This window comes from Staphylococcus lugdunensis, assembly GCF_001558775.1.
In the GTDB taxonomy this organism is placed as follows: domain Bacteria; phylum Bacillota; class Bacilli; order Staphylococcales; family Staphylococcaceae; genus Staphylococcus; species Staphylococcus lugdunensis.
Genome location: NZ_CP014022.1, coordinates 2,191,026 through 2,213,838, shown reverse-complemented (window position 1 = coordinate 2,213,838; position 22,813 = coordinate 2,191,026). Strand labels below are relative to the sequence as shown.

The 22,813-nt window shown below is 33.4% G+C and carries 22 protein-coding genes; 4 read left to right on the top strand and 18 right to left on the bottom strand.

What is annotated here, in order from left to right; translation table 11 throughout:
* Positions 1-5: 5 nt before the first annotated feature.
* Positions 6-476 (bottom strand): molybdopterin-guanine dinucleotide biosynthesis protein B, encoded by a 471-nt coding sequence (mobB, locus tag AL499_RS10300; protein ID WP_002460093.1) that lies wholly within the window; start codon positions 474-476, stop codon positions 6-8.
* Positions 473-1,732: a molybdopterin molybdotransferase MoeA gene (locus AL499_RS10295; protein WP_002492216.1), complete on the bottom strand. Its 1,260-nt coding sequence runs from the start codon at positions 1,730-1,732 to the stop codon at positions 473-475. The genes mobB and AL499_RS10295 overlap by 4 nt, the downstream gene beginning before the upstream one ends.
* A gap of 61 nt (positions 1,733-1,793) precedes the next feature.
* Here AL499_RS10295 and moaC point away from each other — a divergent pair, with 61 nt between their 5' ends.
* Positions 1,794-2,279, top strand: coding sequence for a cyclic pyranopterin monophosphate synthase MoaC (gene moaC / locus AL499_RS10290; protein ID WP_002460095.1), 486 nt, complete (start codon positions 1,794-1,796; stop codon positions 2,277-2,279).
* A 24-nt stretch (positions 2,280-2,303) separates the two neighbouring features.
* On the opposite strand, the gene AL499_RS10285 is transcribed toward moaC, so the two are convergent.
* From AL499_RS10285 to modA, 5 genes are all read right to left on the bottom strand, one after another.
* Positions 2,304-2,810 (bottom strand): MogA/MoaB family molybdenum cofactor biosynthesis protein, encoded by a 507-nt coding sequence (locus AL499_RS10285; RefSeq protein ID WP_002492230.1) that lies wholly within the window; start codon positions 2,808-2,810, stop codon positions 2,304-2,306.
* 13 nt (positions 2,811-2,823) lie between these two features.
* Complete coding sequence (locus AL499_RS10280; protein ID WP_002492280.1) at positions 2,824-3,828, bottom strand: ThiF family adenylyltransferase; 1,005 nt, start codon at positions 3,826-3,828, stop codon at positions 2,824-2,826.
* Between the two features lie 215 nt (positions 3,829-4,043).
* Positions 4,044-4,649 (bottom strand): ATP-binding cassette domain-containing protein, encoded by a 606-nt coding sequence (locus tag AL499_RS10275; RefSeq protein WP_002460098.1) that lies wholly within the window; start codon positions 4,647-4,649, stop codon positions 4,044-4,046.
* The gene (gene modB / locus AL499_RS10270; RefSeq protein ID WP_002460099.1) at positions 4,650-5,321 is read right to left on the bottom strand and encodes a molybdate ABC transporter permease subunit; all 672 of its coding nucleotides are present in this window, start codon (positions 5,319-5,321) and stop codon (positions 4,650-4,652) included.
* Between the two features lie 13 nt (positions 5,322-5,334).
* Positions 5,335-6,111: a molybdate ABC transporter substrate-binding protein gene (gene modA, locus AL499_RS10265; protein ID WP_002460100.1), complete on the bottom strand. Its 777-nt coding sequence runs from the start codon at positions 6,109-6,111 to the stop codon at positions 5,335-5,337.
* A 184-nt stretch (positions 6,112-6,295) separates the two neighbouring features.
* On the opposite strand from modA, the gene fdhD reads away from it, so the two are divergent.
* Positions 6,296-7,084: a formate dehydrogenase accessory sulfurtransferase FdhD gene (fdhD, locus tag AL499_RS10260; RefSeq protein WP_002492257.1), complete on the top strand. Its 789-nt coding sequence runs from the start codon at positions 6,296-6,298 to the stop codon at positions 7,082-7,084.
* A 106-nt stretch (positions 7,085-7,190) separates the two neighbouring features.
* Here fdhD and AL499_RS10255 read toward each other — a convergent pair whose 3' ends face one another.
* From AL499_RS10255 to AL499_RS10235, 5 genes are all read right to left on the bottom strand, one after another.
* Positions 7,191-7,955 (bottom strand): GNAT family N-acetyltransferase, encoded by a 765-nt coding sequence (locus AL499_RS10255; protein ID WP_002478812.1) that lies wholly within the window; start codon positions 7,953-7,955, stop codon positions 7,191-7,193.
* Positions 7,956-7,978: 23 nt separating this feature from the next.
* Entirely contained in the window at positions 7,979-8,524 is a 546-nt protein-coding gene (locus AL499_RS10250) for a biotin transporter BioY (protein ID WP_002460104.1), read from the bottom strand.
* A 69-nt stretch (positions 8,525-8,593) separates the two neighbouring features.
* Entirely contained in the window at positions 8,594-9,535 is a 942-nt protein-coding gene (locus AL499_RS10245) for a nucleoside hydrolase (RefSeq protein WP_002460105.1), read from the bottom strand.
* 178 nt (positions 9,536-9,713) lie between these two features.
* The gene (locus tag AL499_RS10240; protein ID WP_002492263.1) at positions 9,714-10,622 is read right to left on the bottom strand and encodes an ABC transporter substrate-binding protein; all 909 of its coding nucleotides are present in this window, start codon (positions 10,620-10,622) and stop codon (positions 9,714-9,716) included.
* A gap of 239 nt (positions 10,623-10,861) precedes the next feature.
* Positions 10,862-12,007 (bottom strand): acyl-CoA dehydrogenase family protein, encoded by a 1,146-nt coding sequence (locus AL499_RS10235; protein WP_002460107.1) that lies wholly within the window; start codon positions 12,005-12,007, stop codon positions 10,862-10,864.
* Between the two features lie 206 nt (positions 12,008-12,213).
* Here AL499_RS10235 and AL499_RS10230 point away from each other — a divergent pair, with 206 nt between their 5' ends.
* On the top strand, positions 12,214-14,307 hold the full coding sequence (locus tag AL499_RS10230) for an AAA family ATPase (RefSeq protein ID WP_062248901.1): 2,094 nt from the start codon (positions 12,214-12,216) through the stop codon (positions 14,305-14,307).
* A gap of 157 nt (positions 14,308-14,464) precedes the next feature.
* Here AL499_RS10230 and AL499_RS10225 read toward each other — a convergent pair whose 3' ends face one another.
* The 4 genes from AL499_RS10225 to AL499_RS10210 all read right to left on the bottom strand — a co-directional run bounded on the left by AL499_RS10225 (position 14,465) and on the right by AL499_RS10210 (position 18,281).
* Positions 14,465-14,806 carry a transcriptional regulator, SarA/Rot family gene (locus AL499_RS10225; protein ID WP_002478808.1) on the bottom strand — a complete coding sequence of 114 codons (342 nt, stop codon included), beginning with the start codon at positions 14,804-14,806 and terminating at the stop codon, positions 14,465-14,467.
* Positions 14,807-15,177: 371 nt separating this feature from the next.
* A complete protein-coding gene (locus AL499_RS10220; protein ID WP_002460110.1) occupies positions 15,178-15,498 on the bottom strand; it encodes a PH domain-containing protein in 321 nt (106 codons plus the stop codon).
* 29 nt (positions 15,499-15,527) lie between these two features.
* Positions 15,528-16,268 carry a transcriptional regulator, SarA/Rot family gene (locus AL499_RS10215; protein WP_002492251.1) on the bottom strand — a complete coding sequence of 247 codons (741 nt, stop codon included), beginning with the start codon at positions 16,266-16,268 and terminating at the stop codon, positions 15,528-15,530.
* Between the two features lie 36 nt (positions 16,269-16,304).
* The gene (locus AL499_RS10210) at positions 16,305-18,281 is read right to left on the bottom strand and encodes an AraC family transcriptional regulator (RefSeq protein WP_037540579.1); all 1,977 of its coding nucleotides are present in this window, start codon (positions 18,279-18,281) and stop codon (positions 16,305-16,307) included.
* A 570-nt stretch (positions 18,282-18,851) separates the two neighbouring features.
* Between AL499_RS10210 and AL499_RS10205 the strand changes: the two genes are divergently transcribed.
* Positions 18,852-19,583 (top strand): CHAP domain-containing protein, encoded by a 732-nt coding sequence (locus AL499_RS10205; protein WP_002492275.1) that lies wholly within the window; start codon positions 18,852-18,854, stop codon positions 19,581-19,583.
* 709 nt (positions 19,584-20,292) lie between these two features.
* On the opposite strand, the gene nhaC is transcribed toward AL499_RS10205, so the two are convergent.
* Positions 20,293-21,684 (bottom strand): Na+/H+ antiporter NhaC, encoded by a 1,392-nt coding sequence (gene nhaC / locus AL499_RS10200; RefSeq protein WP_002492224.1) that lies wholly within the window; start codon positions 21,682-21,684, stop codon positions 20,293-20,295.
* 42 nt (positions 21,685-21,726) lie between these two features.
* The gene (locus AL499_RS10195) at positions 21,727-22,800 is read right to left on the bottom strand and encodes an NAD/NADP-dependent octopine/nopaline dehydrogenase family protein (protein ID WP_002460115.1); all 1,074 of its coding nucleotides are present in this window, start codon (positions 22,798-22,800) and stop codon (positions 21,727-21,729) included.
* Between the last annotated feature and the right edge of the window lie 13 nt (positions 22,801-22,813).

The following is a 22,813-nucleotide window of genomic DNA, read 5'->3' as shown; positions in this document are numbered from 1 at the left end:
TACGTTCATCCTTTAATTTCTATCCAATCTAATAACCAACTATCAAATTTTGTTAATGCTTGCGCGTCGGAAAGATTAATACTGTAGCGTACATTGGATAATGCTTGAAGTTGAGTTAAATCTTTTTCGTTACGATAAACAATGATTTTGTCAAACTCAGCTAATTTATAACCTTCTACTAAAATGATGTCATAGTCAATTGTAACAGATTTGTCAATAACATCCTTAAGACTTTGATTACATTGCCGCGTAATCGTTTGCTGATACTGATGTCCTTGAACAATACTTTGATCTGCACCAGCGTGTAAATGTTTCATATGATCAACTTCTTGATGCTGTAACGTGATTTCTTCTCCATGATGCCCGTGATGCTTTATTGTTACAACAGTCAAATTGTGTTGTTTTAGTAACCGAATGGTGTGCGCCATCAGTGTCGTTTTTCCCGAGTCTTTATAGCCAACAATTTGAATAATCATAGCGACAACGTCTCTTCATAAGCATGCGATTCAGTGAGAATAACGTCAACGGTATGTCCCGCTTTGAAACCACGTGTACCTCCAGGAAGCATAATCATGGCGTTACTATGTGCAATAGCGACAACAGCCCCTGATTTATTAAAACCTGAAGGCACCACAGTAGCGCCATTAGCTGACAATGTTGCTTTAGCACGAATAAATCGACTGAATGGATTCGCTTTCGTAAAATCTTCCATAAGTGTAGCTTTAACAACTTGTGGATAAAAAGCATCTGCGCCCATCATATGATAAATTGCAGGTTTAACGAATAATTCAAAACCAGTATAGCAGGCTGATGGATTACCGGATAAGCCAAATAAATATTTATCAGTAGTAACTGCGACTGTAGTGACACTTCCAGGTCTCATAGCAACTTTATTAAATAATACTTTAGCATCAATAGCCTTGTATATCTCTGGTAAATAATCAAAATCCCCCACAGAAACACCACCTGTTGTAATCACAATTTGATGTGTCTCAAGTGCTTCACGAACTGCTGTAATACTACTATCTAAATCGTCTTGTTGAATTTTATATACATCAGCACCAATATCAACCTTGTTAGCAAGTGCTTGAATCATTGGTCCATTAGAGTTACGTATTTTACCTGGCTGTAGGTCTTCATTAATATCTAATAATTCACTACCAGTTGCAATAACAGCGATACTTGGTTTATCAAATACAGGAACTTCACTATAACCAAACGTAGCTAATACAGCAATGGCACCTGCATTAATAAGCTGCCCTCGTTGTAACACAATATCTCCAGTTGCAGTTTCTTCTCCTTTGAGACAAACATTTTCATATGGCTCAAAAGATTTTCGAATTGTAAATGTATCTTTATCTTCAACCGTTTGTTCAAACATAACCACAGCATCGGCACCTTCTGGCATTTGAGCACCAGTCATAATGCGCACCGCTTCACCTGCTTGTAATTGATGAGATGATACATCTCCAGCACCGATATGATCAACAACTTTAAATTTTTTTCTATTCTGATGATAAGCACCCGCACTATCCTCACTACGAATAGCGAATCCGTCGTATGGCGATTTATTAAATCTTGGAATATCACTTGTTGCAGCAATATTTTCGGCTAATACATAATTTAAGCTTTCATCAAGTGGAACGGTTATTACTGAGGTATAAATATCTTGATTTACGACTCTTGAAATTGCTTCTTTTACAGGAATCGGCGTTCTTTTCTCGATTGTCATTTTATCATCTCCAAGTTAACTAATATTTCATGATATACTGAATTTTAAGAGGAGGAATATCATGGCTGATTTCACACATATAAATCATCAAGGCAACGCCAAAATGGTTGATGTTTCAGCAAAAAACATCACTAAGCGCACTGCCGTTGCACATTCAAGTATTATAGTAAATCACACAATTTATGAACAAATTGTTAATCATACAGCTAAAAAAGGGAATGTCTTAAATACTGCACAGATTGCAGGAATTATGGCTGCTAAGAACACCTCTACAATGATTCCAATGTGTCATCCTTTACCGCTTACTGGTATTGATATTACATTTTCTTGGTCAGATTTAGACAAAGGTCAACATCAACTTAATATTGAAGCAACCGTTTCAACTACTGGCAAAACTGGCGTCGAAATGGAAGCATTAACTGCAGCTTCTATAACCGCCTTAACTATTTACGATATGACTAAAGCGGTTGACAAAGGCATGATTATTGGTGAAACATTTTTATTAAGTAAAACTGGCGGCAAATCCGGCGAATACTATAGACAATAACCATTTTTTTATTTATTTCAATTATTACACTTTTTTATTGAGCTCATAAACCATATGATTTAATTCTGGTTGTATGAGCTTTTTCATTGCTAAGTTAACAGCCCCTGTAGAACCTGGTAGCGTAAAAATAAGTTTATTATTTACTGTTCCTGCAATTGCACGCGATAAAAGTGCCCTTGTACCAACATCTTCAGCATAGCTTAAATACCTGAACAACTCCCCAAAACCATCTAATTTTTTTGTCAACAATGGTTCTACCGCTTCAATCGTTACATCTCTTGGTGCAATTCCTGTACCACCCGTTGTGATAATGACATCAATATCAGACTTCAACCATAACTGTAATTGATTTTGTATTGCTATTTTTTCATCTTTTACTATGGCGTAATCTTTAATAGCAAGTTCCGCATCTACATCATGCAGTAATGTTTGAACAAGTTGTCCTCCTTTATCACTCTTTTTATCTCGAGTATCTGAAACCGTTAATACAGCACAATTTATAGCTCTATCTATTTTCCTATGTGTATGCATATTTAGACCTCCTTTATCCAAATAAAGCATTTATGAGTTTTGTAGCTTGCGTAATATTAGTCATTCCATGTATTAAAAAGCGACCATCATGAAAGCAAACAATACGATATTTATTAAAGTGGAACATCACTAAATAACCGTTCGTTTGATAATCGATTTGACGCGCGTCCAAATATGACACCAACATCTCTTGAGAAATATCTGGATTGACATACTGTACAGTATCACGTCCACATAACATGGCATAGCGCTGAGGTTGTTGCTGTAAATAAGGGTAGTTTGCTGCCGTTCCACAAGTCGCACAGTTATCTTGTTGTATTTTACTAAAACCAATACTTATATGCTGTCCTTCCCATATATCTCCATAAGTTAGTTTTGCTGCAATATCTTGATGCGTTAATATTTTCAATGCATCTTTAAGCTGTAAACTCGTTGTCATAGTTACTGCTGGTTGTATCACACCCACCGTATCACAGGTTAGCGTCATCGATGGTAACTGTGGTATTAAACAATTAAAGCATGGTGTCTTACCAGGTATAAATGGAGCTTCTACATAAGTACTTTGAACAACTCCGCCATATATCCATGGAATATGTTGTTGATAACAGAAATCATTAATCAATTGACGCGTTACAAAATTATCTGTTGCATCGAGTATTAAATCAACATGCGTGCCATTCGAGCTTAAAAATGCACGATCGACTTGCGCTATAAAAGCATGTATTTGTACATCTTTATCAATACTTTCCAAATGCGCCTTTGCAGCAATTACCTTTGGCAAGCCCTCTGCTGCATCTTGCTCTGTAAATAATGTTTGGCGTTGTAAATTACTATATTCTATATAATCTCGATCAACTATCGTTAATTGCTTTACTCCTGCACGCACTAGCCCTTCTGCTAAGTGCGTACCTAACGCTCCCATTCCAACAATTAGTACTTGAGCTTGTCGTAAATCTTCTTGACCTTTTTCACCAATTTTATTAAATAAAATTTGCCTTGAGTATCGGTCTTGCGTCATGCTTAGCTCCCTCTTTCTGCATCATTATCATCATTATATAAGTATTTATAGCTACTCTCAAAAATTTGAATTATTATATAAAAATACTTTGTAGGATACTTTTTAGCGAATCAAAAAAGAGCGAAACCAAGGTTCATTTACCTTTGAGTACCGCTCTCATAAAAATGCGATTTAAATGATCAAAAATGGCCTGTTTAGCTCCAATTAAAATGATATTAACCAATAATAATCAGTTCATCTGCAAGCGTTTCAGCTTCATAGTTTGAATGCGTAACAAATATAATAGGAATTTGCCATTCTTGAAAAATACGTTTTATTAATTCTATACCTTCATCTCTCGTAGCATCGTCTAAACTAGAAAATGGTTCATCCAATAAAATTAAATCTGGTTTTGTGCTCAATGCACGTGCCAAAGCAACACGCTGAGCTTCGCCACCTGATAATGTCATTGGATATTGTTTTTTCAAATGACTTATATTCAAAGTCTTCATCAGCTGATTTAAATGTTCTGATGGTTCAGCCATAAATGTAATATTGTCATACACCGTCATATGCGGAAATAACTGGTAATCTTGGAAAAGGTAACCAATATGTCTTGATTGAATTTTAGTTTGTATATGTTGTTGTGTATCAGTAATGACACGTCCATTAACAGCAATATAGGCCTTATCTGCTTGTCTTAAACCGGCAATCATATTCAATACGGTCGTCTTTCCAATTCCTGATGGTCCTCTAAGTGCATATATCTTCGGTATATTATCATCAATGTCAATATGAATATGTGTTTGTTTTAATTGATAATGCAATTGTATTTTAAGCATTTAATCAACCTCCCGATACTTATCTCGATTAGCAAAATTTAAAGTACCGATGACTGCAATTGAAAATGCCACAAGAACTAGCACCCATAACCACGCTTCATTTTCACGACTCTGTTCTACTAAAAAGTATATTTCGAGTGGTAATGTATTCGTTTTATTAGGTATGTATCCAGCTAACATTAATGTTGCACCAAATTCACCAATTGCTCTGGCAAAGCTCATCATAATTCCTGCTAAAATAGCACGTTTTGATAACGGTAAAATCAACTTGAAAAAGATTTTATTTTCACTTGCTCCCATTGTTCTAGCTGTGTTAAGCATTTTAGGCTCAATGTTACGAAATCCTTGAACAGTATGTTGATACATAAGTGGAAAACTAACAATGACAGATGCTATAACTGCACCTGTCATTGTAAATACCACTGGAAGATGTAAGACATTTTGAAAAAATTGCCCCACAAAACCACGCGGTGAAAAAATAATTAATAGAATAAATCCCATGACCGTTGGCGGTAAGACAATCGGCAAGAGAATCAAACTTTCAAGGAGTTTCGTAAAATGCCCTGTGCCACGATATAGCAGTCTTGCAATTATTATGCTTAAAATCATTACGATAATCGTACTTATCACAGCAACCTTAAGCGAAATCCAAAATGGCGTAAAATCAGGCATTGACTAGACCTCCTTAATTCGAAAATTTATAATCTTTAAGAATGGCTTTGGCTTTATCTGATTTTAGGAAGTCCATCCATTCTTTTGCAAGTTTGCTATTTGAAGTTGCACCTGCTTTATATGTGATTGGTTTTTTCAATTCAACTTCTTTAATTTCATTCACTTTATCATTGCGTTGTTTGTTAGTATAGAGATCCGTTTTATAAACAAATCCCATCTGAGCATTACCTTTTTCAACATAATTTAAAACTTGTTTAACATCTTTCGCATATACAATTTTATCTTTCACAGCATTGTATAGATGTTGATCATCTAAATATTGTTTCGCATATTTTCCTGCTGGTACTGTTTTCACTTCACCCAAAGCTAATTTTTCATTGCCCTTTAAATCTTTGACTGAAGATTGTGTACTGTCTTTATCACCAATAAGTACAAGTTTATTATGAGCATAATTATATGTATCATGCACATTATCTTTTAATGCATCAACATCTTTCGTATTTGCAGACATAAATACATCAGCAGGAGCACCCTTTTCAATTTGTTGTCTTAATGCTCCAGAACCACCATAATTAAAAGTTACTTTGGCATCTTTATGATCTTTTTTAAATTCCTTCTCAAGTGCTTTTGAAACATCGGCTAAACTTGCTGCTGCAGAAATACGTAATTCTTGTTTACTATCTGAGCTAGATGACTTTTTATCGTCTTTTTTGTCGTTTCCACCACTAGAACAACCAGCTAAAATAAGTACTAATGTTGCAATTACAACTAATAAATGTTTAAATTTCATTGACAAAATTCCCCCTCTTCTAGGATTATTATACTACTTTTTTATATTCATAAAAGGTGTATTTTACAATTTCATATAACTTTAAATAATACGCCTTAAATGTGGTACTATCATTTATATTTTAATCTTAGTATTTTAGCATTATAATAAATATATTATCTTGTACGATGTGGGGAGCATGATTATGGAAAGAGATGTATTACAAGGACAATCTATTGTTCATTATGATGGAGAGCGACTTATAACTACAACGGATAGCTATGTTACTGAGTTTCCACTTACAATTATGGTAAATGGAGATGAGTTTGCTACTGTTATTTGCAGTCCAACTCATATGAAAGAATTAGTGATTGGCTTTTTAGCATCAGAAGGTGCAATATACAAGCGTGATGAAATTAAATCTTGCCAAATAGATGATAGTAAGGGGTTCGCCCATGTGGATTTGACACATGAACTCGGTGATCGATTTGAATATTCAACTAAACGCATGATTGCTTCTTGTTGTGGCAAAAGTCGTGAGTTTTATTTCCAAAACGATGCGGCGATAGCAAAAACGTCGATGTCTCATATAACGCTGCATCCACAACAAATTTTAAATATGATGACACGTCTACAAGGAGCTAGTACACTTTTCAAACAAACAGGCGGTCTGCATAACGCTGCAATTAGCGATGGCAACACATTCTTTGAACACCGCCAAGATATTGGTCGACATAATGCCTTAGATAAACTTTATGGTTTTTGTTTAAAACGCCGTATTCCCGTTCGAGATAAAATCCTCATTTTTAGTGGACGTATTTCCTCTGAAATTCTTATTAAAGCTGCAAAAATCGGTGTTGGCGTAATACTTTCAAAATCAGCTCCAACTACGCTTGCCATCACGCTAGCTAATGATTTAAATATTACAGCAATTGGCTTTATACGAGATGGTACATTTAATATTTACAGTCATCCAGAACGCGTTAAAGCATAAGATTTCAACCTTTTATAGAATTAAAAGCCCACGTCAATTATCTTCATGTCATAAAAGGAGCGAAATACAATTCATAATGAATTCTTTTTCGCTCCCTTTTTATATTTTATTTGATATTTTCTTTAACAACTTGATAACAAAAACCTTTGTAGATATATCCTTGCTTAAGATACATATCACGTGCCGTATCTTCACCATCAGCAACTAGAATAACCGGTCTTGTGTCAGCATATTGCCCTACATAGGCTTGTAACGTACTACCAATCCCTTGATGTTGGTAATTCTCTAAGACACCAAAACCATCAATTTCAACAATTTCGTCACTTACGATCATATCTAAAATACCCGCTGGTTGATTTTGATAATAAGCTAATAAGCGAACAACATTATCGTATTGTTGTTGAATATGGATACGTGTACGTTTGACACTTTCATCAGCAAATCTATGACCAAACGGTAATGCAAAATGCTTATAAATTGTTAAATAATCCTCTAAATTATCTTTGTCTACAATCTGAATTTGTACATCTGATTTCGTTTGCCAACGCGCCAGCTCAGCAGACTCAATCACATAGAGCTCAAGCACTCCAAGTTGGTACCCTTCTTTATTAAGTATCTGTTTCCAATCATTGTCTAAATGATGATTCGCTGGAAATGTAAAGGCAAGATGTGTACATTGATGCGCTTGATGAAATTGTTGTTGTCTTTGTACATCTCGTCGCCATTCTTCGATATTAGGTAGTTGTTTATATATCCATTGATTAGAATGATACGTATGCGGTTCTTCAGGAGTTAAATATATCTTTTTATTAGAATCTTCATAAAAGAGGTTTCCCATTATCGCTATATGCTCAAAACTCAATTCTTCCATACATATCACCTAATTTTTTTAAATTATATCAAATTTTTAAATCTACTATGATTTAACATGGTTGCACCAATCAGACAAGCAATGATTGCTTTAATGATATCTCCAGGCATAAATGAGAATGAAAATAAAAATGCTTTAGAAATAGGTATTTGTGTGATAAAGCCCATAACAATCGTGCCTACAATATCTAATAATAACACGCCAAAGAGGAGTGTTGGCACAATCAATACTAGAAAATTGATTTTATGCTTGTACGCATCTCTAACAGAACCTATCGCATAAGCAATAAAAGGATATAAAATTAGAAAGCCAGCAGATGGCCCCGCAAAGACACCTATACCACCTCTTCCTCCAGATAAAACTGGTAGGCCTGTAGCGACAAGCAATAAAAAGACAACAGCACTTAATGCACCTAATTTACGTCCTAAAATAATCCCTGCTAAAAATATGCCTATATTTTGTAAAACAATGGGTACTGGCATAAAAGGTAGAGGTATTCCAGGAACCAATCCTAAAATACATATAATGGCAGTCATGACTGCTGTATATACTAATTCTTTTGTACTCATATCGTGATCCTCCTTATATGAGAATGATTATAACACCTTTGTAAACTTTTATAAATGGAAAGTTTACATTTAGTCAACTTTCATTGCTAATGCGGTGATATAGTCGAAAAAGGCATCACGTTTCACATCATTGATAACATTAATTGGACGTCCTTGATCAGTTAAAAATGTTCGACCTTGGCTTGGTCCTTTTGCAATAACATCAGCCATTACTGTCTGATAATCCACTAACTGTGGATTACCAACGTAAGCAGTTGTTAGCACATCCCATAAAAAATAAGTGGAATTTGTAACAAAATGAGTCAAAGGCGGTACAGCAGCATAACTAACACCTAAAAAATCAACACCTGTATAACGTCTGTCATTCGCCCAACGTTGTCTTATTTCCCATGTGAGCGGCACTTGATTAGTACTTTCTAAAGCAACCATATCAATAGTCAAATCGGCGTCAAATACTGTTTTAACTGCAGAAGGATCCCAAAATGCATTCCATTCCGCTGTCCCATCATGTTCAGGTTCTTCTACATTACCTCGTGTTAAAAACGTTCCTCCCATCCATACTAACTTTTCAATTTTATGTATGATATTGGGTTTTCTTTTTAGTGCCTCAGCTAAGTCAGTAAGCGGTCCGGTGAATAGTAGGATTACTTTATCAGTGCTCTGTTCTAATCTAAAAATAATATCTTCATAGGCTTCCATCTGACTTATACTAGCAGAAGTATGTAAATGTGTTTCATTTAAAATAGGTAACGCATCCATAAAAAATGCATGCATTCGCCAATCTTTAGGAAACGGATTAGCACCACGCTCATATGAAGGTGCAACAGCAATATTTTTTGTTGAAAATCGATTAATTATTTTCATTGAAGCGCTTAATGAAGGTTCTAAATAACAATCAGCGCCAATAGTACTTACCCCGATTAAATTAATATTATCCATTTGTAATAATAAAAAAAGTGAAACTAAATCGTCAACGCCACCATCATGATTAAAATATACTTGTTGTGTCATGTTTTTTCTCCTTTAGTCGTCTTACATATCAATATTATAGTATAGTATATTAAAATGAAGATAGGACATAAATATTTCTGACAAGTTGAAAGAAACGGGGGGAGAATTCATAATGAATTCTCCCCCGCTCCCTATTGTTTAGGATTTATGTCCCAAACTGATAAATGAAGTTAAAAGATTATTTTGCTGCAGAAATTAATTTTTCTTTTAAATCTTTACGCATAAAGTCTAATGTGTATGGATCATTGTACCAGTATGTACCAGCAGTTACTTTTACTACATGACCATTTTTTACAGCTGGTAAGTTTTTCCAGATGTTTGTTGTTTCATATCCAGGTGTTGTTTTACCTTCACTCGTTGAAACAATGTAGTCTCCCGCAATATCTTGGATTTTTTCTTGATTGATTTCAGCCCAGCCGGCTTTTTCAACTAATTTCTTTTGACCTTCAGACATTTTCAAACCGAAAGCTTGATATAATACTTCGCCGCCACGGCCCCAATTGTCACCATATGTGTATAACTTTTTGTCAAACTCGTCAACAATTGATACTGTTTTATCTTGGCCAATTTTTTCTTTTATTTCTTTACCATCTTTAGCTGTTTGTGCTTTCCAATCTTTTTCCCATTTTTGCACTTCATCTTCTTTACCAATTAACTTCCCAAGCATTTCTTGTTGTTCTAAATATTTGTGTTTGTTGTAATCGATTACTACAGTAGGTGCAATTTTTTTGTATTTTTTGATATTTTTATCAGTAGAATATACTAAAATTAAGTCTGGCTTTTGCTTAGCAACTTTTTCTACATCGTTATCTCCAATTTTTTCCACATCTTTGAATTTATCTTTTAATACTTTACTTTGATCAACTTGGTTACTAACAGCAACAATATTAGCACCTAACTTCTTAAGTCCTCCAGCATATGTAGGTGCAACAACGGCAATACGTTTTGGATTTTTTGGAATATTCACTTTCTTGCCATCATCCATTGTGTAAGATTTTGTATCTTCTTTCTTATCTGCATCTTTACTTTGTCCACAAGCTGCTAGTACAAGTACCAAGGCAATTAGCGGTAATAATAATTTTTTCATAACATCCTCCTATTGATAATGATTATCATTATTGTGATATTATACTCAATTTTTAGATTTTTTACAACATAACATTTACTATTTTATGGGTATTTTTGCAAATTATTTTTTTGCCTTACTTTTCTCCAAAATAAAAATAAGTAAACAGCATCTAAAACATATTGCTTGGTCTATGATTAATAATGCCTACAGAACATAAAAAAACAATAGTTACACCCTTTAACTTTAATGGTTCATCATTAAAATAAATCTAAGACAGACTTGGCAATATTACTATAGGCCATATCTTCCATTGGTGGATTGTGTAAGCCGGCACGAATATCACGATAATATCGTTGTAATGGGCGTTCCATTTCCAAACTTTTTGCGCCAACGATTCTCATAGCTAAATCAACCACTTCAAGGCACTGATTCATCACCACAACTTTACTCGCTGAGGTTTCATTCCAAATTTGGCTTTCTCCGTCTAACATTTGATATCCTCTTGCCGTACTAAATAGAAAATGTCGCGCTGATAATAGTAATGACTCCATTTTACCGATATTTTGTTGAACTGTAGATAACTCAGCAATGGTACCTTGAATGCTATTAGGATGATATGACTTAGCAAAGTCGACTGCATAGTCTCTAGCTGCTTGAGCAATTCCCAAGTATGTACTAGGAATGTGAAGTATCCATCCATTTGGGCGTCGTTGTCCTCGTGTTTCAACAAAATGTTCAAGAGGAACTTTAACATCGTTTAGCACTAAATCATGACTTTCTGTAGCACGCATGCCCAATACATTCCAATTATCTGCAATTTCTACACCATCTGCATCTTTGGATACTAAGAAAAAGCCAACTTGATCAATAGCTTCAACATATGCACCAACAATAAAATGTGTTAATGCTTTACTCATAGAAGTATATGTTTTCACGCCATTAAGCACATATACATCACCTTCTTTAACCGCATGCGTAGCCGGTCGACCCCCACGAGTTGGACTACCTGTTTCTGCTTCACTTACTGCTCTATTGACAAGGGCGCCTTGTTTGATATCTTCAGCAAAGCGATTAAGCATACGTTGGTCCCATAAATCTTGTTCGTAAAGTTGACCCACAACACTAAGATGCCACCCGATTGACAATGCAGTTGCTCCATCGATAGAGCCTAAGTATGTTTGTAGCACAACCATATCCTCAATTGTAGCTCCTTCACCACCATAAGCTACTGGAAGTGTTAATAAACTATATCCTTCTTTAATAAGCCATTCTATATTCTCAAAGGGAAAATTAGCATGTAAATCATTAGAATTTGCCCTTGCTTTAAAGCTATCCTCTATAGTCTTGAATTTCTCAATCCACTTTTTCTGAATCTTGCTGTGTATTAAAAATGACTTTATCATTGACATCACCTATTCATTACAATTATTTATCCCTAGTTTACCACTCAACATTTATGAATTAAAGTTCATCCATTATGCGTACTAAGTCATATATTTAGAGTAAATTCACACATCTTTCATTAATTCATCGTTTAATAAAGTTTGATCACTATATAATAGTGTAAATATACATATGTAAAATAATTTTGATATTTGAGGTGAATTTTATGAATAATCAATTTTTTAGTAATGATTTTGATTCAATCCTTAGACGAATGATGCAAGATATGCAAGCAAATAACAATACTGGAAATAAAAAGTTTTATATTAATGGTAAAGAAGTTTCGCCTGAAGAATTAAATCAATTAAGACAGCAAGGTCAACATTCTGCAGAACAAAGTGCAAATGTATTTCAAAATGCTCAAAATAATCAACAACATACTGGTGGCAAAGATTACTTATCCCAAATTGGACGCAATTTAACACAAGAAGCACGTGATGGTTTACTTGATCCCGTGATAGGTCGCGATACTGAATTTCAAAAGACAGCAGAAGTATTATGTCGTCGTACTAAAAATAATCCTATACTTGTCGGCGAAGCAGGTGTAGGTAAAACTGCAATCGTTGAAGGTTTAGCCCAAGAAATCGTTAAAGGGAATGTCCCAACTTCGATTAAAGATAAAGATATTATTTCAGTCGATATTTCTAGTTTAGAAGCTGGCACACAATATCGCGGTGCTTATGAAGAAAACGTTCAAAAACTAGTTGATGCCTTAAAAGAAAATGAAAATGCCATCTTATTCTTTGATGAAATTCATCAAATGATAGGTTCTGGCTCAACAGGCGGTGAATCTGGTGGTAAAGGATTATCAGATATACTTAAACCAGCATTAAGTCGGGGTGAGATTTCTATTATAGGTGCTACCACACAAGATGAGTATCGTAATAATATTTTAAAGGATGCTGCACTAGCAAGACGCTTTAATGAAGTCGTTGTTAATGAACCAAGTGCACAAGACACAGTCGAAATTTTAAAAGGTATTAGAGAAAAATTCGAAGAACATCATCAAGTTAAGTTGCCAGATGAAGTATTGCAAGCATGTGTAGATTTATCAAATCAATATATTCCTCAACGGCTTTTACCTGACAAAGCGATTGATGTCTTAGATATTACATCCGCACATTTATCTGCTCAAAACCCTGCGCTGGATAAAGTAGAAACTGAAAAGAGAATCACTGAATTAGAAAATGATAAGAGACAAGCGGTAAGTAAAGAAGCTTACAAAGAAGCAGATAAAATTCAATCCCAAATTAAAGAATTACAAAATCAATTAGATAATGGTACGAAAGAACAACAATCCGTAGCTACTGTCCAAGATGTTTCTGATACGATTGAAAGGCTAACTGGAATACCTGTATCACAAATGGATGATAATGATATCGAACGTTTAAAAAATATTAATCGCCGTTTAAAAAATAAAATCATTGGACAAGATAAAGCGGTAGATATGGTTTCTAGAGCCATTCGCCGTAATCGAGCTGGATTTGATGAAGGTAACCGTCCAATTGGTAGTTTCTTATTTGTAGGACCTACTGGTGTAGGTAAAACTGAACTAGCAAAACAGTTGGCTATTGATTTATTTGGTAACAAAGAAGCATTGATTCGTTTAGACATGAGTGAGTATAGTGATCAAACAGCAGTGTCTAAAATGATAGGTACTACAGCAGGCTATATTGGCTATGATGACAACTCCAATACATTAACTGAAAAAGTAAGACGCAATCCTTATTCAGTTATTTTATTTGATGAAATTGAAAAAGCAAATCCTCAAATTCTCACATTGCTTTTACAGGTAATGGATGATGGTAATTTAACAGATGGGCAAGGCAATGTTATTAACTTTAAAAATACAATCGTCATATGCACTTCCAATGCTGGTTATGGAGACAACGAAGAATTTGATGACATTATGAATGAATTAAAAAGATTCTTCAGACCTGAATTTCTTAACAGATTTAATGGTATCGTTGAGTTTACGCATTTAGATAAACACGCTTTACAAGATATTATTAATTTACTCTTAGATGATGTTCAAGTGACTTTAGATAAAAAAGATATTACAATGAATGTTTCTCAAGAAGCAAAAGACTGGTTAATTGAACAAGGCTATGATAAACAAATGGGCGCACGTCCATTACGCAGGGTTGTTGAACAACAGGTACGAGATAAAATTACAGACTATTATTTAGATCATACTGATGTAAAACATGTTGACATAGATATTGATAATGATGAAATCATTGTAAAAGGTACAAATTAATATTTAATTAAAAGCGCACCTTTTTCTCCTACTGTGATGTGCACCCCATAAAGTTAGATTTTTAATCCAACTTTTGGGGTGCACATCACTCCTGAAAAAAGTGCGCTTTTTTGAATAAATGATGGCATCATTTGCTAATGAACAATGCTTATATGAGTTAAATATATTGTTCTAATTCATGAATAAGTTCTTGAATACGCTGACGTTGATCTTTAGAAACATAAACAATAACAGTTCTTTCATCATGAACGCTACGCTTTTTAGATAATAGCTTTAACTCTTTAAGTTTTTGTAGTGCTTTTGTTAAATAATAAGGCTTGAACTCTGAAGTCACTGCAATTTCTTTAGAAGTTATTTCATTGGACTCACTTTTTAAAATATAATTTAAAATAAAGATTTCTTCATAGCTTAAATTATATTTTTTCTTTGTCGCTTTGAAAAATTGTTTAACTTGAAATGTTGCACTGACTAGTTCATCAATATTTTTTATCTTACTCATAATTTCAACCACTCCTCTGATGCATATCTTGTTGCTTGGTTTGCTAAATGTTTTTTAAATTTTAACGCATCTCTTGTTATAAATAATATTTTATAACAATTAGATAATAAAATTCAATATTTTTATTAAGCTAAAGTGATTTAATTCATTAATTGCAATTATAGATTTTTCTATTCCGCCAAAATGAATTACATTCCTATTTATGTAATGATGGCAGTTTTCATAGAAAAAAGATGGTAAAAGTAAGACCAATGACCTTTACTATACCACCTCTAGTATACGTATGAAATTGATACATATAATGAAGTTCAATCATTAACTAAGATATTGAATAATCTTCAACAAATACTTAGATTTACATATCCTCTTTTTTATATTTTATTAGACACATAATCGACAAATCGTTGAATATCTCCATTCTTAATTTTCGTCATTGGAACTTTCCCAATATTAAAAGTAAAACTGATACCATCGTCAGTCATGTTAATTGACTCTATTTCATTATAAGGAATATTTCTGTAATAAAATTGGCCATTCATATCAACATTCATAATTAAACGTTCTGAGGTTGCTATAAATGCACCTTCAAATTCAGATTGTCCTTGAACATGATATTCAATTATCCCTAAGACAGATGGCCCTTTCGTTTCAGTTGGAAACAAATCATTTGGATTAATATTATCAAGTATCATTATTTATCATCCTATTCACTTTGAATTGACTATATATGGGTTAATTCTAAGTGGTTAACAATAGTATTGTAACATTCATTAAACAGTAATTTCACTTGGGACAGTTTATCTGTTTTAATACCTATTCGAATTTGCCGTTCATCCGTTCGACATCTTTCTTTATAAATGTACTTTTTATCCACTAAAGATTTGATCAATGGAGTAATATACATATTATGCTGTTCAATAACATATTTTAATTGTGCCATATTGTACGCATTAGGATATAGATAGATAAGCCCTAAAATAAATAATTCATCTAAATGTATACTGTCATGTAAACTTGTTAATTCAAAGTCATCGTGGAGTACTTTCACATCCATAAACTCTTTAAGTTTAAAATGACAGTGTAAATCCAACTTAGCATCTATATCATAATTTGCAATTATCTTTTTAATTTCTTGAAGCAGGTGCTCAATTTTTTTATGTTGTATTTTGGTCATATAAATAATAAGTCGCCGTTGATCATTAGGATTACGCTTTTTTGATATCCAGTGCATTGCGTATAACTGAGCTAGATATTTAAGCATCATTGCTTTATTGCAGTGTTCTTTTATCACTAAAGTTTGAATCGTCAAAGGGCGCTCATGCGCTGTTGAATAATCTTTAATAAATAGAAGTATTTTAAATTGTTGCATATTCATATGATAAGCATATCTCAAACTTTCATTGACGGTTTTTACTAGTGAATAGCATCCTAACACCAATCTAATTCGTGTGTTAATGTTCATCACTACACACCCTCCTTAGTCAGCAAATACCATGCATTAGCTTCTAAGTGAAAATTTAATATGCCCTATACTCATACTAGGCAATATATATTTACGGTTAATTATCGTTGGGTATGATAATTGGCCTTTCCAAAAATGTGGCTGAAACAAATTATCTTTGTTTTTCGTTTGATCTTGATGATGATTTAAGTTCGGTGCTTTTGTATAAGTAATTAAACTACTTTCAGCATGGCTCATCGGCTGAGTTGTTTTAAAATTTAATTGCAAGTCTTGTAACTGTTCTGCGGTTGAAATATTCATATTGAAAGCTAAACATTGATACTCAAATTTAAACTTGGTTAAAATAATTTGATTATCTTGATGGACAATATCCCCTCTAAGTTGATTCATCATATTGAAAAACGCTAAAAACATATTGTTATCCATATTACGTCCGTGAAATAAATACTGCAGCAAAAAATCAAGCGAAAAACTTATGCCTTTATGCATTAAATAGTACCGTGCCATCAAAGAAAAATTGATTATATTTTGTTGAGTGATCTCGCCATTTTGATTCATATTTAACATTGTTGTATCTAAAATCACTTTGTGATGATACTTTTTCCAAGTAGTTAATTGTTCAAAAGTTATAAAGTATGAGGTAATATACTCATCAATTTCATTAAATTCATATGGTCTAACATCTCGATGAGGTACTGATAAATACAATGTGCATCTGTTAAAAAATTGTCTAACCTCATTAACAACCTTCTGTATCACTTGTTTGTCAGTACTATCTAACATAATTGATACACCATCTACTTCATTTACAAAGCGTGAATAAAATAAAGTTATAAATAATTGATTCACATTATTAAATCCATGTTGCTCGAGGTATGTTAAATCTAAACCCTTAAAATAAAATATAGGCGTTAGTCCTAAATAGTTTAATTTAGTAAGGTAATATTCACACATTCTCTGCACCGCTGAGAAATCAGTCAAATCAAAGGGTATAATCACATAAACATGTTTATTTTTAGAAAATAAATGCTGTGTTACATAAAATATCTGATGCTCATTCAAGTACAACAATTGTTGGCTGGTAATAAATAAATCTTTAGGTTCTATATGACAAATTGGCAAAGTATTAGAAGAGAGGATGATATCTTTATTATTGGACACTGTTGTATAATGTTTTACCTTATGAAAATAAGATTGATAAGTTTGTTCGCTTAATGGTAAATATTGAATATTTTCATAATAACTTGTTGTTAAACTATGATACTGCTTTCTAATTTCTTTTGGGGTATATCCATATGAATCTTTGAATAAATTAATAAACCTAGAGTAATGATTAAACCCATGCTGATATGCAATATCTTCCACAGTTCGATGCTCTTTTAAAATATCGATAAGCGCACATTTTAAGCGAATATCATTTACATACTGATTAATACTTTGAAAAGGTGTTTGGTATTTTATAACATTTGACAATTCTTGATTTGTCATATTTAATGCATTAGCAATCTCTTGCTTTTTTAATTTTTTTGTATGGTGTGAAATTAAATAGTCATGGACTTCATCTAATACTGTCATATTTTGTGTTTTTGCTCTATATAAGTGCGACATTGAACCTAATTCAACACATAAATGTTTAATCATTTTTAAAGTTGTCTGTTCGTCTGCTTTATTAAAGCATTCTAACTCAATGATATTCATTAATATAGGTAATACTTGTTGCTTCTCAATATTTGATAGTTTATAGCCACTGATATCAATATATTCACTCGCATATTTCACATAGTCTTTAAAAGACAAATCAACAACTAACGTCACTGCATCATCATCGCTTTGAATTTGATATAAATCGTTCAGCATTAAAAGTACAATATCCCCTTCTGTCATGTGATATTGCTTCAAATTAATATCAATCGTACCTTGCCCTTTCACCCAATAAATCAACTTAACATTGACTGTCTTTTGCCCATAAGTATTTAACTTTTGTAATAATTTTACCGAAAACTGTCCGTTCATATGTCGTCCTCTCATCAATTAATTACAGAGATATACAACAATATACTTCAATCCCCACCTGAAGTATTCATACACCATTCCTTCAATGTATCTATCTCACATAGTTAATTGTAATTTTTATTTCGGTATAAGTAGTAACAAAATCATATTTTATTATAGCCAACTTTTTATTATTCGCATATTATTTCATATCAGTTAAAACTTTTTATCCTTTATCCATGTTTTTTATCATCAATTATCCTATGCACCATTTTCTACATAATTCAACTGTATTATTTTATTTTCTGTTTTTTTACAAAATGATGACATAAAAAAATTAACAAATCAAAAAAAATTGAATAAAGTCTGTTATATAAGCATTTCTTTTTATTACAAAATATCTCATTATGCAAAATACGTTTAAAATATATTAGAGGAAAATTACAAAATGTTAACAACCCACACAAACCAACTTTTTTCTGGTAAAGTATTGTTTGTCTTAAACAAGATGATTAATTGTTGATGTCCGATTCATCAACCACTATAAAAAATACAATTATATTAAATTATTTTTCGGGAGGATATTTTATAATGAAGAAAATCGCTACTGCTACAATCGCTACTGCAGGAATTGCTACATTTGCTTTGGCTGGTGGACACCATGCTCATGCTGCTGAACAAACAAATCATGACGGTTATAATCCAAATGACCCTTACTCATACAGCTACTCTTATACAATCGATGCACAAGGTAACTATCATTACACTTGGAAAGGTAACTGGTCACCAAATCAATTAAACCAAGGTTACACTTATTACAATAACTATAATAGCTATTACAATTACAACAACTATAATTACAGCAACACATATGCTTCATCAAATTCATACCGTACTGGTGGCTTGGGTGCAAGCTATTCAACTTCTAGCTCTAACATACATGTGACAACTACAAGTGCACCATCATCTCATGGTGTGTCAATCTCAAGTGCTTCACATTCAGGTAGCAACTTATATACTAGTGGTCAATGTACTTATTATGTATTCGATAGAGTTGGCGGTAAAATTGGTTCAACTTGGGGCAATGCTAGCAACTGGGCAAATGCTGCTGCAGCTGCTGGGTACACTGTAAATAACAGACCTTCAGTTGGCGCAATCATGCAAACATCTCAAGGTTACTATGGTCACGTTGCTTATGTTGAAAGTGTTGGAAGTAATGGTTCAGTAACTGTTTCAGAAATGAACTATGGTCATGGACCAGGTGTTGTAACAACACGTACAATCTCTGCATCTCAAGCAGCTTCATACAACTTCATTCATTAATATTTAAAGTTATCAAGGCTGGGATATAAATCCCAAAATAATAGCACAAAGATGGTTTAACATAAATCATCTTTGTGCTTCTTTTATATTTAATACTTTGTATGATTGGCTTGCTTAAGACCAACTTCAGCCAGTTTTTCTGTGCTTAGCCCCAACTTGCGTTGTCCGTTGTCTTTCGTTTCGAAATCCTCTTTGTTGGGGCCCACCCCAACTTGCGTTGTCCGTGGAAATGCTTGTTGCATTTCTTTTTGTTGGGGCCCCGCTCGCTAGATTGCGGTGTATTTATATGTGTTTTTGTACTGGAAATTTTAAAAAATAAGGTGTTTTCGTACTATGTATTAAATTTTACTTAACGAATTAATCAAAGTGCCTTATGACAGATGCAATCTAATAAAATGTTACATTTCTTTTCACAACGCATTAATAAGGTGAGTCATATTTATGGCTCACCTTACTTCACAAATTCAGTATCTCTTTTAATGGTTATGTCTATATATTAATGATGCACATTACGGAATTCATGTTAAGATTAATAGATTCAATCCTCGCTACAAAAATTGAACCATCATCCTATGTAGAGGATATTTTACTAATAATCATATCGCTACATTTATTCTCGCTACAAAAATAAACAGTGACTTCTAATAATTATTAGCATACTTTATATTAACCGGATATAGCTATAGTTAAACATGCTTTGAAATAATTTTTACGTAACTTTATTATTTTTTTTAATACCAATACCTGTAAACCCGTAAAAAACAGCTAATATAGCACATAAATAACATGGTACTGTCCAAATAAAGAATTGATCAACCGGCACATTTAATTGCTGTGCATAATATATTCCTGAAGTTCCCCATGGAATAAGAGGTAATACCATTGTACTTGCATCTTCCAGCGTCCTAGATAGATTTGATCGATTTAACCCCATGTCTTCAAACATATCTTTCATCACAACACCAACCATAATAATTACAATAGATGCTACGCCAGCAGCAAACACCATCATTAAACAACAAATAACAGTAATTAAAATAAGGCTTCCTGTTGATTTGACACCTTTTGAAATGGTCTCTAATAAAACATTTAAACAGCCTGATTTTTCTAAAATACCAGCAAATGCATAGCCACAAAAAATGGTAACAATAATTTGAGTCATACTCATCATGCCACCTTGTTCAATTAATGCTTTAGCATTATGAGAAATATGACTATGTCCAGTCATATTAGCTGTAAACCCATCAAATGTAGCTTTAAATCCATCTGCTAAATTAAAGTGATGATTAAACGCACCTACAAAAATTGCAGTAATACTAGATGCTAGCATCGACGGCACTGTCGATACTTTAAACATAAGGCAAATAATAATAACAATGAGCGGTATCCAAACAAAGAAATTAAACTGATATAACGTTGCAAGTTCAGATAATAGTGATTGAATTTGCTTTGTGTTTACATGACCATCGTTATGTAAGCCTAAGACAAACCAGACAATCATACCAATGAGTGAAGCAGGTATTGTCGTCCACATCATCGCACGAATATGTGAAAATATATTCACCTTCGTAACTAATGCTGCTAAATTAGTTGTATCAGATAGTGGCGACATTTTATCCCCAAAGACGGCACCTGCAATGATGGCACCTGCAGCCATACCTAAATTCATATTCAATTGGCTTGCAATGGAAATAAGCGCTATACCTGCAGTTGATGCGGATCCCCAAGCTGTACCTGTAGCTAAACTACAGATGGCAGAAATAATAAATGCAGACACTAAAAAATACTGAGGATTTAAAAATTTTAATCCATAATAGATTAAAGCAGGCACAGTACCAGCGTACATCCAACTCCCAACAATAATACCCACAGCCAATATGATAAATATAGCAGGCATCGCTGTAGTTAACCGATGCGTAATCCCTTCTTCTATGTCATTCCATTTCAACCCTACTCGAATACCAATCAATGCGGCATAAGCTGATGAAATAAGTAATAGTACTTGAATGGGAATGTTAAAAACAATAAATCCTATTGTCACTACACAGACCATAACAATGATGGTAGAAAGTGCCTCGAAAAACGTTGGTTTTCTTGTCATATAGTCAGCTCCTTATCTCACAACTAGTTATGATTTTATTTATCAGTAACTGAGATCTAACTTTTCAAGACCTAATTCTTCAACAGTAAGTCCATCTTCAAAAAAGTCTCTCTCTAGTATGGTTGAAGCGATAATTATAACTGCATCAATATTGGGCGTCGGCACATCAATAACACGACCTATGCTTGACCATAACACTAAACCATAAGCGATATCTTCAGTTAAATAACGATTTTCTACGTGATTAGGACCCGGTATTTGAGAAAAGACTGGACTTGTATTAAATAATCGATTTAAAGGTTCATCTTCGTCTGTACGTTCTAAATAGCCACGTTGAATTCTTGATTCTTTCGCCGATTCTAATTCGAATCCTAATCGACGGCCTAAATTAATACGCTCTAATTCTATCGCATGGAGTAATCTTACTGTATGTTGCGTAATTCCTTCTTTATAAAGTGAAAACTTTTGTGCATGATCAATACGGCCTACATTAAGTAACGTTGGCCCTGGGTGCACTTCTGGGTTCCCATTTTCTAAATTCGTTTTCAATAAACTTTCTTCTTTGACTAGTTGAGGATAAATTTGACTTACTTTATCATAACTATCATTTAATTCTTCACGATTAAATGTTGAAAAGTACACGCGTCGCACATTAAGAGATAAGTCAACACGCGCTTGTGAAAAATCTACCCTTGTGCCATATGTTAACGTGTTAGCTTCAGCAAATTTAGGGTGTACATCAATATTGCGATCTTCTAACACATTCATAAAACGAATTGAGCCCATTGACGCTGCAATATTAAAGAAGATTAAATGGTCATTGGTTACGTGATATGACATAACCTTTGCATAGTATTCTATAAAAGATGAAGGAATAATCACTTGAACGAGTTCGGCATCTTGTAATACATAAGCTATATCATCACTAATATTAGTGAATTCTATAAATTTTTCATTTCCTTCATTATTAAAATCAAAGCCGCCACGCTCAAATGCAGTATTAAATTTTTCCAGTGATTGATTTCGGCAATATAATCTTACCTCATGTCCTTGATCTACCATGTCTAATGCGGCAGTAACCGCACCATTACCTGAACCAATAATAGCTATTTTCATCTGAATACCTCAC

What these genes read in the sequence shown, in the direction of transcription:
- nhaC (WP_002492224.1), bottom strand. Translation starts at nt 21,684, where the DNA reads ATGACAAGAAAACCAACGTTTTTCGAGGCACTTTCTACCATCATTGTT.
- mobB (WP_002460093.1), bottom strand. Translation starts at nt 476, where the DNA reads ATGATTATTCAAATTGTTGGCTATAAAGACTCGGGAAAAACGACACTG.
- AL499_RS10295 (WP_002492216.1), bottom strand. Translation starts at nt 1,732, where the DNA reads ATGACAATCGAGAAAAGAACGCCGATTCCTGTAAAAGAAGCAATTTCA.
- moaC (WP_002460095.1), top strand. Translation starts at nt 1,794, where the DNA reads ATGGCTGATTTCACACATATAAATCATCAAGGCAACGCCAAAATGGTT.
- AL499_RS10245 (WP_002460105.1), bottom strand. Translation starts at nt 9,535, where the DNA reads ATGACACAACAAGTATATTTTAATCATGATGGTGGCGTTGACGATTTA.
- AL499_RS10240 (WP_002492263.1), bottom strand. Translation starts at nt 10,622, where the DNA reads ATGAAAAAATTATTATTACCGCTAATTGCCTTGGTACTTGTACTAGCA.
- AL499_RS10285 (WP_002492230.1), bottom strand. Translation starts at nt 2,810, where the DNA reads ATGCATACACATAGGAAAATAGATAGAGCTATAAATTGTGCTGTATTA.
- AL499_RS10230 (WP_062248901.1), top strand. Translation starts at nt 12,214, where the DNA reads ATGAATAATCAATTTTTTAGTAATGATTTTGATTCAATCCTTAGACGA.
- AL499_RS10255 (WP_002478812.1), bottom strand. Translation starts at nt 7,955, where the DNA reads ATGGAAGAATTGAGTTTTGAGCATATAGCGATAATGGGAAACCTCTTT.
- AL499_RS10225 (WP_002478808.1), bottom strand. Translation starts at nt 14,806, where the DNA reads ATGAGTAAGATAAAAAATATTGATGAACTAGTCAGTGCAACATTTCAA.
- AL499_RS10280 (WP_002492280.1), bottom strand. Translation starts at nt 3,828, where the DNA reads ATGACGCAAGACCGATACTCAAGGCAAATTTTATTTAATAAAATTGGT.
- modA (WP_002460100.1), bottom strand. Translation starts at nt 6,111, where the DNA reads ATGAAATTTAAACATTTATTAGTTGTAATTGCAACATTAGTACTTATT.
- AL499_RS10195 (WP_002460115.1), bottom strand. Translation starts at nt 22,800, where the DNA reads ATGAAAATAGCTATTATTGGTTCAGGTAATGGTGCGGTTACTGCCGCA.
- AL499_RS10235 (WP_002460107.1), bottom strand. Translation starts at nt 12,007, where the DNA reads ATGATAAAGTCATTTTTAATACACAGCAAGATTCAGAAAAAGTGGATT.
- AL499_RS10250 (WP_002460104.1), bottom strand. Translation starts at nt 8,524, where the DNA reads ATGAGTACAAAAGAATTAGTATATACAGCAGTCATGACTGCCATTATA.
- AL499_RS10275 (WP_002460098.1), bottom strand. Translation starts at nt 4,649, where the DNA reads ATGCTTAAAATACAATTGCATTATCAATTAAAACAAACACATATTCAT.
- AL499_RS10205 (WP_002492275.1), top strand. Translation starts at nt 18,852, where the DNA reads ATGAAGAAAATCGCTACTGCTACAATCGCTACTGCAGGAATTGCTACA.
- AL499_RS10220 (WP_002460110.1), bottom strand. Translation starts at nt 15,498, where the DNA reads ATGATACTTGATAATATTAATCCAAATGATTTGTTTCCAACTGAAACG.
- AL499_RS10210 (WP_037540579.1), bottom strand. Translation starts at nt 18,281, where the DNA reads ATGAACGGACAGTTTTCGGTAAAATTATTACAAAAGTTAAATACTTAT.
- fdhD (WP_002492257.1), top strand. Translation starts at nt 6,296, where the DNA reads ATGGAAAGAGATGTATTACAAGGACAATCTATTGTTCATTATGATGGA.
- AL499_RS10215 (WP_002492251.1), bottom strand. Translation starts at nt 16,268, where the DNA reads ATGAACATTAACACACGAATTAGATTGGTGTTAGGATGCTATTCACTA.
- modB (WP_002460099.1), bottom strand. Translation starts at nt 5,321, where the DNA reads ATGCCTGATTTTACGCCATTTTGGATTTCGCTTAAGGTTGCTGTGATA.